The 13151-nt window shown below is 69.2% G+C and carries 15 protein-coding genes; 11 read left to right on the forward strand and 4 right to left on the reverse strand.

Annotation, left to right across the window (positions count from 1 at the left end):
• Positions 1–58: 58 nt before the first annotated feature.
• The 4 genes from aroC to HDA44_RS04910 all read left to right on the forward strand — a co-directional run bounded on the left by aroC (position 59) and on the right by HDA44_RS04910 (position 4014).
• Entirely contained in the window at positions 59–1258 is a 1200-nt protein-coding gene (gene aroC / locus HDA44_RS04895) for a chorismate synthase (RefSeq protein WP_184831712.1), read from the forward strand.
• Complete coding sequence (locus HDA44_RS04900) at positions 1255–1755, forward strand: shikimate kinase (RefSeq protein WP_184831714.1); 501 nt, start codon at positions 1255–1257, stop codon at positions 1753–1755. Before aroC ends, HDA44_RS04900 begins: the two co-directional genes overlap by 4 nt.
• Positions 1752–2846 carry a 3-dehydroquinate synthase gene (aroB, locus tag HDA44_RS04905; RefSeq protein ID WP_184831716.1) on the forward strand — a complete coding sequence of 365 codons (1095 nt, stop codon included), beginning with the start codon at positions 1752–1754 and terminating at the stop codon, positions 2844–2846. Before HDA44_RS04900 ends, aroB begins: the two co-directional genes overlap by 4 nt.
• Positions 2847–2928: 82 nt before the next feature.
• The gene (locus HDA44_RS04910) at positions 2929–4014 is read left to right on the forward strand and encodes a Gfo/Idh/MocA family protein (protein ID WP_184831718.1); all 1086 of its coding nucleotides are present in this window, start codon (positions 2929–2931) and stop codon (positions 4012–4014) included.
• Here HDA44_RS04910 and HDA44_RS04915 read toward each other — a convergent pair.
• Positions 3919–6006 carry a HelD family protein gene (locus tag HDA44_RS04915; RefSeq protein ID WP_184831720.1) on the reverse strand — a complete coding sequence of 696 codons (2088 nt, stop codon included), beginning with the start codon at positions 6004–6006 and terminating at the stop codon, positions 3919–3921. The genes HDA44_RS04910 and HDA44_RS04915 overlap by 96 nt on opposite strands.
• Before the next feature lie 57 nt (positions 6007–6063).
• On the opposite strand from HDA44_RS04915, the gene HDA44_RS04920 reads away from it, so the two are divergent.
• From HDA44_RS04920 to HDA44_RS04930, 3 genes are read left to right on the forward strand one after another with little or no spacing between them, the layout of a single operon-like run.
• Positions 6064–6657, forward strand: a complete 594-nt coding sequence (locus HDA44_RS04920) for a TetR/AcrR family transcriptional regulator (protein ID WP_184831721.1) — start codon at positions 6064–6066, stop codon at positions 6655–6657.
• Positions 6658–6662: 5 nt separating this feature from the next.
• Positions 6663–7109 (forward strand): type II 3-dehydroquinate dehydratase, encoded by a 447-nt coding sequence (gene aroQ, locus HDA44_RS04925; protein ID WP_184831722.1) that lies wholly within the window; start codon positions 6663–6665, stop codon positions 7107–7109.
• A gap of 30 nt (positions 7110–7139) precedes the next feature.
• Positions 7140–7787, forward strand: a complete 648-nt coding sequence (locus HDA44_RS04930; protein WP_184831723.1) for a helix-turn-helix transcriptional regulator — start codon at positions 7140–7142, stop codon at positions 7785–7787.
• Here the strand turns inward: HDA44_RS04930 and HDA44_RS04935 are convergent.
• Positions 7734–8645 (reverse strand): EamA family transporter, encoded by a 912-nt coding sequence (locus HDA44_RS04935; RefSeq protein ID WP_184831724.1) that lies wholly within the window; start codon positions 8643–8645, stop codon positions 7734–7736. The two genes, HDA44_RS04930 and HDA44_RS04935, sit on opposite strands and share 54 nt — an antisense overlap.
• Positions 8646–8719: 74 nt before the next feature.
• Here HDA44_RS04935 and HDA44_RS04940 point away from each other — a divergent pair, with 74 nt between their 5' ends.
• Complete coding sequence (locus HDA44_RS04940; RefSeq protein WP_184831725.1) at positions 8720–9217, forward strand: MarR family winged helix-turn-helix transcriptional regulator; 498 nt, start codon at positions 8720–8722, stop codon at positions 9215–9217.
• A 6-nt stretch (positions 9218–9223) separates the two neighbouring features.
• On the forward strand, positions 9224–10387 hold the full coding sequence (gene fxlM / locus HDA44_RS04945; RefSeq protein WP_184831726.1) for a methyltransferase, FxLD system: 1164 nt from the start codon (positions 9224–9226) through the stop codon (positions 10385–10387).
• On the opposite strand, the gene HDA44_RS04950 is transcribed toward fxlM, so the two are convergent.
• Entirely contained in the window at positions 10365–11108 is a 744-nt protein-coding gene (locus tag HDA44_RS04950; protein WP_184831727.1) for a hypothetical protein, read from the reverse strand. The two genes, fxlM and HDA44_RS04950, sit on opposite strands and share 23 nt — an antisense overlap.
• A 313-nt stretch (positions 11109–11421) precedes the next feature.
• On the opposite strand from HDA44_RS04950, the gene efp reads away from it, so the two are divergent.
• Together efp and nusB are read left to right on the forward strand one after the other, a co-directional pair.
• On the forward strand, positions 11422–11985 hold the full coding sequence (gene efp, locus HDA44_RS04955; RefSeq protein WP_184831728.1) for an elongation factor P: 564 nt from the start codon (positions 11422–11424) through the stop codon (positions 11983–11985).
• 24 nt (positions 11986–12009) lie between these two features.
• Positions 12010–12420, forward strand: coding sequence for a transcription antitermination factor NusB (nusB, locus tag HDA44_RS04960; RefSeq protein WP_184831730.1), 411 nt, complete (start codon positions 12010–12012; stop codon positions 12418–12420).
• A 214-nt stretch (positions 12421–12634) separates the two neighbouring features.
• Here the strand turns inward: nusB and bldD are convergent, their stop codons facing one another.
• Positions 12635–13150, reverse strand: coding sequence for a transcriptional regulator BldD (gene bldD, locus HDA44_RS04965; RefSeq protein ID WP_130388461.1), 516 nt, complete (start codon positions 13148–13150; stop codon positions 12635–12637).
• Position 13151 lies beyond the last annotated feature (1 nt).

Below are 13151 nucleotides of genomic sequence, written 5' to 3' on the forward strand. Positions count from 1 at the left end.
GAGGAGTGCCGGTGAGACCGCTGTCCGGGTGATGGGTTCGGCGTGAAAGGATTGGGGCATGCTGCGTTGGCTCACGGCCGGCGAGTCGCACGGACGGGCGCTCGTCGCTGTACTTGAAGGTCTTCCCGCCGGAGTAGAGGTCACGACTGATGACGTGGCCGACGCTCTTGCCCGTCGGCGGCTCGGTTACGGCCGGGGTGCCCGGATGAAGTTCGAGCGGGACGAGGTGACCTTCGTCGGCGGCTTCCGGCACGGACTGTCGCTCGGTAGCCCGTGCGCGATCCAGGTCGGTAACACCGAGTGGCCGAAGTGGGAGCAGGTGATGAGCGCCGACCCGGTCGACGCCGACACCCTCGCCGGCCTGGCCCGGAACGCGCCGCTGACCCGCCCGCGGCCTGGCCACGCCGACCTGGCCGGCATGCAGAAGTACGGGTTCGACGAAGCCCGCCCGGTGCTCGAGCGGGCCAGTGCCCGCGAGACCGCGGCCCGGGTCGCGCTCGGCGAGGTCGCGGCCCGCTTCCTCCGCCAGGCGTACGGCGTGACGATCGTCAGCCATGTGGTCGAGCTCGGCACGGTGAAGGCGCCGTACGGCGTGATCCCGGCGTACGCGGATGTCGCGAAGCTGGACGCCGACCCGGTGCGCTGCCTGGACCCGGACGCGAGCAAGCAGATGGTCGCCGAGATCGACGTCGCGCAGAAGGCCGGCGACACGCTCGGCGGCGTGGTCGAGGTGGTCGTCGACGGCCTCCCGCCGGGCCTCGGCAGCTACGTGCACTGGGACCGCCGGCTGGACTCCAAGCTGGCCGGCGCGCTGATGGGCATCCAGGCGATCAAGGGTGTCGAGGTCGGCGACGGCTTCGACCTGGCCCGGACGCCGGGTTCGCAGGCGCATGACGAGATCGTCGCCGAGGGTGGTGCGGTCCGCCGGACCAGCGGACGCTCCGGTGGCACCGAGGGCGGCATGAGTACCGGCGAGACGCTCCGGGTCCGGGCCGCGATGAAGCCGATCGCGACCGTGCCGCGAGCGCTCCGGACCATCGACACCGCCACCGGCGAGGCCGCCGCCGCGCACCACCAGCGGTCGGACGTCTGCGCCGTGCCGGCCGCCGGGATCGTCGCCGAGGCGATGGTCGCGCTGGTGCTGGCCGAGGTCGCGCTGGAGAAGTTCGGCGGCGACTCGGTCAAGGAGACTGCGCGGAACCACCAGACGTACCTGGCGAACCTGCCGGCCACGATCACCCCGCGGGAGTGGGAGTGAGCCCGACCGTAGTCCTGGTCGGCCCGCCGGGATCGGGCAAGTCGACGATCGCCGCGGTGCTGTCCGCGCGGCTCGGCGCCAAGCACCGCGACACCGACGCCGATATCGAGGCGACCGCGGGCAAGCCGATCTCGGACATCTTCGTCGACGAGGGCGAGCCGCACTTCCGCGCCCTGGAGCGGGCGGCGATCACCGCCGCGCTGCAGGCCGACGGTGAGGTGCTGTCGCTCGGCGGCGGCGCGATCCTGAACGCCGAGACCCGCGCGGACCTGGCCGGCCAGCACGTCGTGTTCCTGGACGTCAGCCTGGGCGAGGCGGTGAAGCGCGTCGGCCTCGGCGTCGCCCGGCCGCTGCTGCTCGGGAACGTCCGGACCCAGTTGCGCACGCTGATGGAAGCACGCCGACCGCTCTACGACGAGGTCGCCAGGCAAACCGTGAGCACCGACGGCAAGACCCCCGAGCAGATCGCCGGCGAGATCCTGGAGAAGCTCGGATGAGCACCACCCGCATCCGCGTCGCCGCCGCCGCGCCGTACGACGTGGTGATCGGCAACAACCTGCTCGGCGAGCTGCCCACCTTGCTCGGTGCGGAGGTGCAGCGGGTCGCGGTGATTCATCCGCGCGCGCTGCGTTCCACCGGCGACGCGATCCGCGACGACCTGACCAGCGCCGGGTACACGGCGCACGCGATCGAGATTCCGGACGCCGAGGAAGCGAAGAGCGCCGAGGTGCTCGCGTACTGCTGGTCGGTGCTCGGGCAGGCCGGGTTCACCCGCTCGGACGCGGTCGTCAGCGTCGGCGGCGGGACCACCACCGACCTGGCCGGTTTCGTCGCGGCGACCTGGCTGCGCGGCGTGAAGGTCGTGCACATCCCGACCACTCTGCTCGGCATGGTCGACGCGGCGGTCGGCGGCAAGACCGGTATCAACACCGCCGAGGGCAAGAACCTGGTCGGCGCGTTCTGGGAGCCGGCCGGCGTACTCTGCGACCTGGCCGCGCTGGAGACGCTGCCGGCGAACGACTACGTCAGCGGTCTGGCCGAGGTGGTGAAGTGCGGTTTCATCGCCGACCCGGTGATCCTCGACCTGGTCGAGAAGGATCCGGCCGGCGTCGTCAGTCCGGCGTACGCGGCGACGGAGGAGCTGATCGCCCGGTCCATCCAGGTGAAGGCGGACACCGTCGGCGCGGATCTGCGCGAGCGGACCACCGCGGCGGGCGGCGCGATCGGCCGCGAGGCGCTGAACTACGGGCACACTCTCGGCCACGCGATCGAGCGGGTCGAGCGGTACAAGTGGCGGCACGGCGCCGCGATCAGCATCGGGATGGTGTTCGTCGCCGAGCTGGCGCGCGCGGCCGGCCGGCTGGACGACGCGACCGCCGACCGGCACCGGGCGGTGCTGGAGTCGCTCGGTCTTCCGGTCGCCTACCGGGCCGACGCCTGGCCACACCTGCAGGACGCGATGAAGCTGGACAAGAAGACCCGCGCCGACCGGCTCCGCTTCGTCGTCCTGGACGCGCTGGCCAAGCCGACCGTCCTGGAGGCTCCGGACCCGAGTCTGCTGGTCGCCGCCTACGGCGAGATCAGCTGATCGGTCACATCGCGGGCACGGGGTTGTAGTTCCGGGTACAGGCGTCAAGGATGCTTGGATCGCCTCGGAAAGGGCTTTCCATATGTCTGACCGCAGCTACCGGATCGCGATCGTCGGCACCGGCGGGATCGCCGGATCGCATGCCCGGGCCGTCCAGTCCCTGCCGGAGCGGGCCGAGCTGGTCGCGGCCGTCGACGTGGACCTCGGCCGCGCGAAGGAGTTCGCCGCCCGCTGGGACATCCCCGCCACGTACCCGGACCTGACTGCTCTGCTCGCCGCGGAGCAGGTGGATCTGGTCCATCTGTGTACGCCGCCGAGCTCGCACGTACCGCTCGCGGTGGAGTGCCTCGCCGCGGACGTCGACGTGTACCTGGAGAAGCCGCCCACGCTCTCACTCGACGAACTCGACACCTTGCTGGCGGCCGAGCAGAAGTCCGCCGCGCAGGTGGCATGCGTCTTCCAGCACCGGTTCGGCTCCGGCGCGGTCCGGCTGCGTACGTTGCTCGCGGACGGCGTACTCGGGCGGCCGTTGGTTGCCTTGTGCAACACGGTTTGGTACCGCGATGACGAGTACTTCGCGGTGCCCTGGCGCGGGACCTTCGATGTGGAGGGCGGTGGTCCGACGATGGGGCACGGGATTCATCAGTACGACCTGCTGCTGTCGATCCTGGGTCCGTGGCAGAAGGTGACCGCGTTCGCGGCGCGGCAGGCGCGGCCGACGCAGACCGAGGACGTGTCGATGGCGCTCGTGACCTTCGAGAACGGCGCGGTCGCGTCGATCGTCAACTCGCTCGTGTCGCCCCGGCAGACCTCGTCGCTGCGCTTCGACTGCGAGTACGCGACGGTCGAGCTGGAGCACCTGTACGGCTACCAGAACCCCGACTGGACGATCACGCCCGCGCCGGGCCACGACGAGGTCGCGACGGCCTGGTCGACCGATCTGCCCGACGTGGCGAGCGGCCACTCGGCACAACTGGCGGCGATCCTGGACGCCAAGGCAGCGGGTACTCCGGCGCCGGTCGCTCTTGCCGAGGCCAGGAATACGATCGAGCTGGCGGCGGCCATCTACGCGTCAGCGTTCACCGACCAGCCGATCCGCCGCGGCGACCTCGCCCCCGGCACCCCGTACGCCCACCGGATGGGCGGTCCGGGAGCTCCCTGGAGCTAGTGCGCCGTGTCGGACTAGCTCGTCCGGCAGCGGCCGGCTGTGTACGACGTCCAGTCGCGACACCGCCCGAGTGAGCACGACGTACAAGCGGTTCAGCCCGCGTGGTTCGGCGGCGATGATCTCGGCGGGCTCGATCACGATCACGTGGTCGTACTCGAGGCCCTTCGCGAGCGTCGCCGGGACGGCGGCGACCCGGCCGTCGTCCTCCGGGGCAGACACCTCGATGCCGGCTGCTTTGAGCGCGTCGGTCAGCGCCGGGAGCTGGTGGTCGGCGGCGATGACCCCGATCGATCCCTCAGAGCCGAGCGCGTCCTGGACGGCGGTCACGCAGGCGACGGCGAGGTCGTCGGCCCGCGTGATCGTCAGCCGCCCGTCGGAGCGGAACGATCTGGTCGGCGGGACGTCGACGTGGAGCGCGGTGAGCAGCCGGTTCGCCAGCTCGACAACGGTCGCCGGGACGCGGTATCCGGTGCTCAGGGCAACAATCTCCGCGGCCGGTTTGCCGAAGTGCGTGAGCTGCGCACGCCAGTCGGTGGCGGCCCATGGCGTCGTGCCCTGGGCCAGGTCGCCGAGGATGGTGATCGAGCTGTGCTCGCTGCGCCGGGTGATCGCGCGGCACTGCATGGGGGAGAGGTCCTGTGCTTCGTCCACGATCACGTGGCCGTACGTCGCGCCGCGCTCCAGGAGTGCGCTGATTTCGTCGAGCAGTACCGCATCCGCCGCGGTCCAGCGCGCGCTCTTCGCCTTGCGCGGTCGCGACCAGCTGATCGCCCGCTGTTCGTCCTCGGACAACAGGCCGGCCGCCGCAGCCGCAAGTTGATCGGCGTCGCTGAGCAGTTCGGCCAGTAGCTCGTCGGCCTTGAGGTTCGGCCAGACCGCGTCCACCTGCGGTGCCACCGCCCGCGCCATCCGGCGGAGCCAGGCGCCGTTGCAGTTCTGCCCGCGAGACTCGGCCTGCCGCTGCAGCGCGGCGACCACCCGTGCGATCACTCGCTCGCGTCCGGTCAGGTACGACGTCGCGTCGGCCTCCGCTTCGCTGACCATCTCGGCGAACTCGTGCTGGTTGACCCGCCACTTGTACGACTGGTCGCTCGCGACAACTGGCTGTCCCGGCCGGCCGATCCGCGCGTACACGGCGTTCCGGAGGACCTCGGCCATCCGTATGTCGTGCTTGACCACGGCACCCGCCGGCTCGTCGGTCGCGCGGACGTCGCGATCCAGTAGCTGCTCGATCGTGGTCTGCTCGACGTCCACCTCGCCGAGTGTCGGGAGTACGGCCGAGATGTAGTGCAGGAAGGCGCGGTTCGGGCCGAGGACGAGGACGCCGTTGCGCTGCAACCGGGATCTGTACGCGTACAGGAGGAATGCCGCGCGATGCAGGCCGACCGCGGTTTTGCCGGTTCCGGGCGCGCCCTGGATGCAGACCGAGGTGTCGAGCCCGGTCCGTACCAGCGTGTCCTGCTCGGGCTGAATGGTCGCGACGATGTCCCGCATCGGGCCGACGCGGGCGCGCTCGATCTCGCGCCGGACCAGCTCGCCGGTCGCGGACGGTACGCCGGTACGCAGGTGCTCGTCCTCGAAACTGGTCAGCGTGTTGGCGGACCAGCCGAACCGGCGCCGGGTGTCGATCCCGCGCGGCCGCACGTCGGAGGCCTGGTAGAAGGTCGCCGACACCGGAGCTCGCCAGTCGATCACCATCGGCGGGCGGCCGATCGCGTCCGCGATGTGCCGGCGGCCGAGGTAGTAGGTCTGGCGGCTGTGCTCACCGGCGTCCGCGCCGTAGCTGATCAGCCCGAAGAACGGCGGGTTGTCGCCTTCCTCGGCCAGGTCCCGGGCGAGCGTCTTCAGGCAGAAGCCGAGGCTCTCGGCGGTGAAGCGGTCGCCCCAGGTGTACTCGCCGACCGCCACGTTCTCCCGCGCGCCGGTGACCATTCGCCGCAACGCCGCCCGGCACTCGTCGGCGTACGCCCGCTCGGCGTCGATGTCTCGCATTGTTCTCCTTCGAAAAGATTAACTCGGTCAATCTTTTGCCTAGGTTAACATGTCTCCGTGACCGGACTTCGCGAGCGCAAGAAGCAGCAGACGTACGACGCGCTGTCCCAGGCGGCGATCGAACTTTTCCTCGAGCACGGCTTTGATCAGGTTGCCGTCGCGGACATCGCGGCGGCGGCCGACGTGTCCAAGCCGACGCTGTTCAAGTACTTCCCGACCAAAGAAGACCTGGTCATGCACCGGATCGCGGATCACCGGCAGGAGGCGGCCCGGATCGTCGCGGCCGCCTCCGGGCCGCCGGTGCGCGCGCTCCGGGAGCACTTCCTCGCCGGACTCGCCGATCGCGAGCCGACGACCGGGCTGAACGACCGACCGCAGGTGCTCGCGTACTACCGCCTCGTCTTCACCACGCCGGCCCTCGCGACCCGGCTGCGTCAGTTCATGGACGCCGACGAGCGCGCGCTGGCCGGCGTACTGGGTGACGTCCTGGGTGTCGATCTGGAAGCGGAGTTGCTGGCCGCGGAGGTGCTGTCGGCGCAACGCATCCTGGCGTACCGGAACTGGCTCACGATCTCCGGTGGACAGTCCGCGACCGCCCGGTACGCCGCGGCTGTGGCGGAAGCCGAGACCGCCTTCGCCCGGCTAGGGTGAGTGCCGTGACGGATGCGAGCAGGCGAGTGCTGGTGCTGAACGGGCCGAACCTCGGGCGGCTGGGGTCGCGGGAACCGGAGAAGTACGGCACCACCACCTTCGCCGAGCTGGTCGGCGTGTGTGAGAAGACCGGCGCCGAGCTCGGATTCGAGGTCGAGGTGCGGCAGACCGACGACGAGGCGGAGCTGGTCGGCTGGCTGCACGAGGCGGCCGACGGCAGTACGCCGGTCGTACTCAATCCGGCGGCGTTCACGCACTACTCGTACGCGCTGCGGGATGCGATCGCGCAGCGGACCGCTCCGCTGATCGAGATCCACCTGACGAACCCGGCGACCCGTGAGGAGTTCCGGCACACCAGCGTGGTCGCCGGAGTCGCGACTGGAACGATCGCCGGCTTCGGCCTCGACTCGTACCGGCTCGCGCTCCGCGCACTCGTCAGCCTGGAGTCATAACAAACCTGCCCTTTCGGGCATCGAGTAGGTATGACGGAACAACGCATACCGGTCTGGGTGAAGGCGCTGGACCCGCTGTCGCAGTTCGGGTTGGTCCACACGCTCCGGGTACGGCCGGAGGTCTGCCTGCTCAGTGACGACGAGCTGGACGTACTGGTGTCGCGGCGCACTGCTCCGCCGGTGGTGGCGTTGGTCGCTGTCGATGCGCTGGATACCGGTGCGGTCCAGGTACTGCGCGAGGTGGCGCACCGCGGCTGCCAACGCACCGTGCTGATCGGAGGCGCGATTGACGATGACGCGCTGCTCGGTGCGGTCGACCTGGGCGTGTCCGGCGTACTGCGGCGGGCGGACGCGACACCTGATCGGGTGGTGCGCCTGGTGCAAGCTGCTGCGACTAATGACGGCAGTCTGCCGCCCATGCTGCTTGGTCGGCTGCTGGGGAATGTAACGCGTCTGCCGGTGCAGCGGTCGACACAATCAGGGCAGTCCGTCCTGTCCGACCGGGAGACACAAGTGCTTCGGCTTGTTGCTGATGGCAAAGACACCCAGGAGATCGCCCGCACGCTGTCGTACTCGGAGCGCACCGTCAAGAACGTCCTGCACGACGTGACCAGCCGTCTGCAACTACGAAACCGCTCGCACGCAGTCGCGTACGCCCTGCGGCAAGGGTTCATCTAGCACCCGCCGGCGGCGGAGCTGGGCTGATACCAGCGCCGCCAGGACGATCAGGCCGCCCACGGCCTGTAGGGCGGTCAAGTGCTGGTTGAGTACCAGCCAGCCGAGTGTGGTCGCGACGACCGGGCTGAGCAGGCCCAGGAAGGTCACCTCAGTGGGGGCGAGCTCCCGGAGCCCGCGGAACCACAGGGCGTACGCGACGGCTGAGCCGAAGAGCGCCAGGTGCGAGTAGCCGGCCAGGTTCCGCAGTGTGAGTGTGGGGATGCCGCCCTCGACCAAGAACGCGACTGGGATCAGTACGAGACCACCGGCGACCAGCTGCCAGCCAGTGGTTGCCAGCAGGGGAGCAGGTGACGTCCAGCGCTTGCTGAGTACGACGCCGAACGCCATCACGGCCGCACCACCTACGGCAGCGAGTACGCCCCACGTGTCGAGCTGGGCGGTTGCACGAAGCACTAGGAGGCCCACACCGAAGACACCGGCCAAAGCGGTGAGGATGGTGCGTACGGAGAGGCGCTGGCGGAGCAGTCCGGCCGAGAGAAGAGCAACCAGCAGCGGCTGGATCGCACCGACTGTTGCAGCGACCCCACCGGGCAACCGGTACGCGCCGACGAACAGCAGGGCGTTGAAGGCGCCGATGTTGAGGGTGCCGAGGACCAGCGAGCGCCACCACCAGCTACCCCGCGGTAGGACTCGCGTGATCGCGACCAGCAGGAGACCGGCCGGCAACGCGCGGAGCAGCGCGGCCAGCAGGGGACGGTGTGGCGGGAGGAGCTCGGTGGTGACCAGGTAGGTCGTCCCCCAGAACATCGGCGCGATGGCCGTTGCCAGCAGGAGGATGAAGCGGCGGTTGCTTAGCACTAAGACAAACTATCTCACCGCTAAGTAAGTTTCAAATCTCTCATCGCTAAGCAATCTCGCGGTAGGGTGGGTGGATGGCAGATCACGTCGATCTGGTGCTCGAGCAGTGGCGCGAGCGGCGGCCCGATCTCGACGCCTCCCCGATGGGGGTGATCGGGCGGATGAGCCGGCTCGGCGCGCTCTTCGACGCCGAGCTGCGGCGCAACTTCGCGAAGCACGACCTGGACCGCGCGTCCTTCGACGTGCTCGCGACCCTGCGGCGCAGCAACCCCGAGCACAGCCTGACGCCGGCCGGTCTGATGCACTCCTCGATGGTCACCTCGGGCGCGATCAGCCAGCGGCTCGATCGGCTGGAGGCGCGTGGACTGGTCACACGGGCGCCCAGCGAAACCGACCGCCGCGGCGTACGGGTCACTCTGACAGCGGAGGGCCTGCAGCTGATCGACAAGGTGCTACCCACCCATGTGGACACCGAGGATCAGCTACTGGCCGGCCTGTCCACGGCAGAGCGAGAGCAACTGGCGGGTCTGTTGAGAAGCCTGCTGGAGTCGCTCGGAGACAAGCGGGGCTGAGCTGCCATGGGACCGGGTGACGACTCGCGGCAAGCGGCGTCGTTGCGAGCGGCCCTGATCCGGCATCTGCTCGCGGAGGGCACCCTGCACGATGAGCGGGTCGCTGCCGCGTTCCAGGCGGTGCCTCGGCATCTGTTCGTTCCGCAGGCGCCGTTGGACGTCGCGTACGCCGATGACGTGGTGCTGATGAAGCGGGACGAGACCGGTGCCGTGATCAGCTCGGTGTCTCAGCCGAGCATCATGGCGCTGATGCTGGAGCAGGCCGCGATCCGGCCCGGCGATCGCGTACTGGAGATCGGCTCGGGTGGTTACAACGCCGCGCTGCTCCGTGAGCTGGCTGGTCCGGACGGCGCGGTGACCACCGTCGACATCGACCCGGAGGTGACGGACCGGGCGCGGGCATCCCTCGACGAGGCGGGGTACGGCGACGTACGCGTCGTGCGGGCCGATGGTGCGTACGGAGATCCGGCCGGCGCTCCGTACGACCGGATCGTGGTGACAGTGACCGCGTGGGACATCGCGTCCGCGTGGTTGCGCCAACTCCGGCCGGACGGTCGCATCGTCGTACCGCTGCGGTTGCGGGCGCAGACGCGGTCGATCGCGTTCGACCGGGTCGGTGCGCATCTGGAGAGCCGGTCCACGACGCTGTGTGGATTCGTCAGCATGCAGGGCGCCGGTGCGCATTACGAGCGGACCAGTCCGTTCGCGGAGACCGGTCTGACGTACGACGAGGACCAGGAGCACGAGCCACGCCCGCCGGAGGAGGTACTGAAGCTGCCGCCGAAGCGGATGCCGTCAGGAGTGCACGTGGGTCGCGAGGAGCCTTTGCTCGACCTGTACCTCTGGCTGGCAAGCACCCTGCCCGGGTACTGCGTGATGACCGGAGGGGAGTGGTCGTGGGTTGCTGCGGCGACTACCGCGGACAGTCTGGTCTACCTGACTACCCGCGGCCGTCCGGGCGACCTACGGGTTGAGCTGGTGTGTGTAGGGCATGGGGCAGGTGCTGGTCGACTGGCGGACCAGATGCTGGCGCAGGTGCGGCTGTGGGACCGGCGGTTGAGGCACGGCGCTGGACCGGGGTTTCAGGTGCATGCGGTTGGAGCTGCGTTGCCACCGGGGTTTCACGTCGCTCGGCGGGACAGCTGCCTCACTGTGACTTGGGCGGAGTAGCGCCTGGACGTGGTGGGTTGCCGACGGTCTGCCAGAGCTCGTCGATGTCGGACCGGTCGTCCGGCTCGGGCTTGTCCACCCAGCCGCTGGCCCAGACGTTCTCGTCCCGGTCGTCCAGGTTGAAGATCGACTCCGAGATCGCGGCCGAGCCGATGTACCTGGTGTCGTCCTGGTCGGGTTCCTCGCCGGCCGGCGTCGCGGCGGCCGGCTTGGCCGTCGGTGCGACCAGCGAACGCGCGTACTCCTGGGCCGCGAGGATGCCGAGGTCCCGCTCGTCGCTCAGCAAGCGGATCGCGCCGACCTCGTTGCCCGCTTTCATCAGCTCCCGCACCTGGGCGTCCAGATCCTGCTTAGGCCGCGGCAGGTTGTTCTGCGGCGGCACATGTCCCGGCGGCCGCTGCTGATACTGAACGGGCTGTTGGTACTGCCCCGGCTGTTGGTACTGCACGGGCTGCTGGAACGGAGCAGGCTGATACTGAGCCGGCGGCGCGTACCCGCCGGGCTGCTGTGGCACACCGGGCTGCTGTGGCGCGGCGGGCTGGGTGAACTGGCCCTGGTGCTGCTGGGGTGGCTGGTTGAGGCCCTGCTGGGCCTGCAGGCGCTCGATCAGGGCCTGCATCTTCGGGTTCGGCTGACCGTTCGGCCGGGTGGACTTCTGCCGGGCCTTGGTGATCAGGCTGACCACGATCATCACCACGACGAAGATCACGAACTCCGTCATCGTTCGCCTCCCGGGGCCTCGGTGGACGGGTCTGAGGTGTCAGCCTACGGGCCGCCGGGTCAGCTGTCCCGGAGCGAATCGGAGGAACGGGCCTCCGGCCGCTACAATCTCGTGTAAGAGGGCATCTGAGGACCCTGCACCTACTGCGCGGTACTCGGCACGGCACCTCGCCGCACGTGAGCGAAGGGCACGATGCTCCGCATCGAACCCTTCGCCCCCGCGCGCCGAGCTACCGCACCGAGCACCTGCTCGCTACGGCGCAGAGTCCTCAGACGCCCTCTGACCGCTGATCGATTTCGAAGGGCTTACCCGCGTGGCAACGACGAACGACCTCAAGAACGGCATGGTGCTCGACCTGGACGGGCAGCTGTGGTCCGTCGTCTGGTTCCAGCATCACAAGCCGGGCAAGGGCGGCGCCGTCGTCCGCACCAAGCTGAAGAACGTGCTGTCCGGCAAGGTGGTGGACAAGACCTTCAACGCCGACGTGAAGGTGGACATCGCCACCGTCGACAAGCGCGACATGACGTACCTGTACAACGACGGCGTCGCGTACGTGTTCATGGACAAGTCGACGTACGAGCAGCTCCAGATCCAGCCCGACGTGGTCGGTGAGGCCTCGCACTTCCTGCTGGAGAACCAGGACGCGATCGTCGCCGTGCACGAGGACCTCCCGCTGTACGTCGAGCTGCCGGCCTCGGTCGAGCTCCTGGTCGAGTACACCGAGCCGGGTCTGCAGGGCGACCGGTCCAGCGGCGGCACCAAGCCCGCGCGGCTGGAGACCGGGTACGACATTCAGGTCCCGCTGTTCCTGACCACCGGCGAGAAGGTCAAGGTCGACACCCGTACGGGTGACTACCTCGGTCGCGTCACCTCCTGAGCACCGGAAAGCTGACAACCGAACATGTCTGCCCGTAGCAAGGCCCGCAAGCGCGCACTGGACGTGCTGTTCGAGTCAGAGGTCAGGGGGCTGCCGGTCGGCGGCACCCTGGCCGACCGGGTGGCCGACAACGACCCGCCGGTGAACGAGTTCACGGTGGCGCTGGTCGAGGGAGTCGCGAAGCACAGCGCGCAGATCGACGAGCTGCTCGAGACGCATTCGGTCGGCTGGAGCCTGGACCGGATGCCCGCGGTGGACCGGAACATTCTCCGGATCGGCACCTACGAGCTGCTGTTCGACGACCAGGTGCCGGACGTGGTGGCGGTGAGCGAAGCCGTGGCGCTGGCGCGGGACCTGTCGACCGACGAGTCCCCGACGTTCGTGAACGGCCTGCTGGCCCGGCTGCTGCAGTTGAAGCCCACCCTCGGCGGCTGAAAGAGCGCCGCGCGGCTGAGGAGCACTGCGCCGAGGAACGAGGGGGGCGAGCCCTCTCCTGAACCTCAGGTTGTTTGAATCTCAGTGGATCTCAGGCCCGGTGACCGTCTCGATACGGTCCCGGGCCGGCATTTCGTCCCCGTGTAACTGATGTCCGACGAAGGCGGGCGGCCGCGGGCCAGCTGCTACAAGCCCCGACCGTCTAGTACCTCCGTCAGGCGCCGGCGGCCTCGGACGACTCCTCGACGTCACCCTTCGCCTCTGGGTTCAGGACACCCCAGGAGATGAAGCGTTCGGTCAGCGTCGTCGGCGACTCGTCGTAGATCACCGCGAGGGTCCGCATGTCGTCCTGACGGATCGACAGCACCTTTCCGTTGTAGTCCCCGCGCTGAGCCTGGATCGTGGCGGCGTACCGCGTCAGCGGACCCGCCTCGCTCGCGTCGAGGTGTTGCAGGGCCTCCAGGTCGAGGATCAACCGGGGCGGAGCGGCAGCCGCGGCGGCCGCGCTGGCGGAGCCTGGCAGCAGCTCCCGGATCGGCACGCCGTAGAAATCGGCGAGCTCGGCGAGCTTCTGGACAGTGACGGCTCGATCGCCACGCTCGTACGAGCCGACGACGACCGCCTTCCAGCGACCCTTGGACTTCTCTTCTACGCCATGCAGCGACAACCCTTGCTGCTGGCGGATGGCGCGCAACTTGCCACCCAGTGTCTTCGCGTATTCGCTAGGCACG

This window comes from Kribbella solani, from assembly GCF_014205295.1.
GTDB classification, from domain to species: domain Bacteria; phylum Actinomycetota; class Actinomycetes; order Propionibacteriales; family Kribbellaceae; genus Kribbella; species Kribbella solani.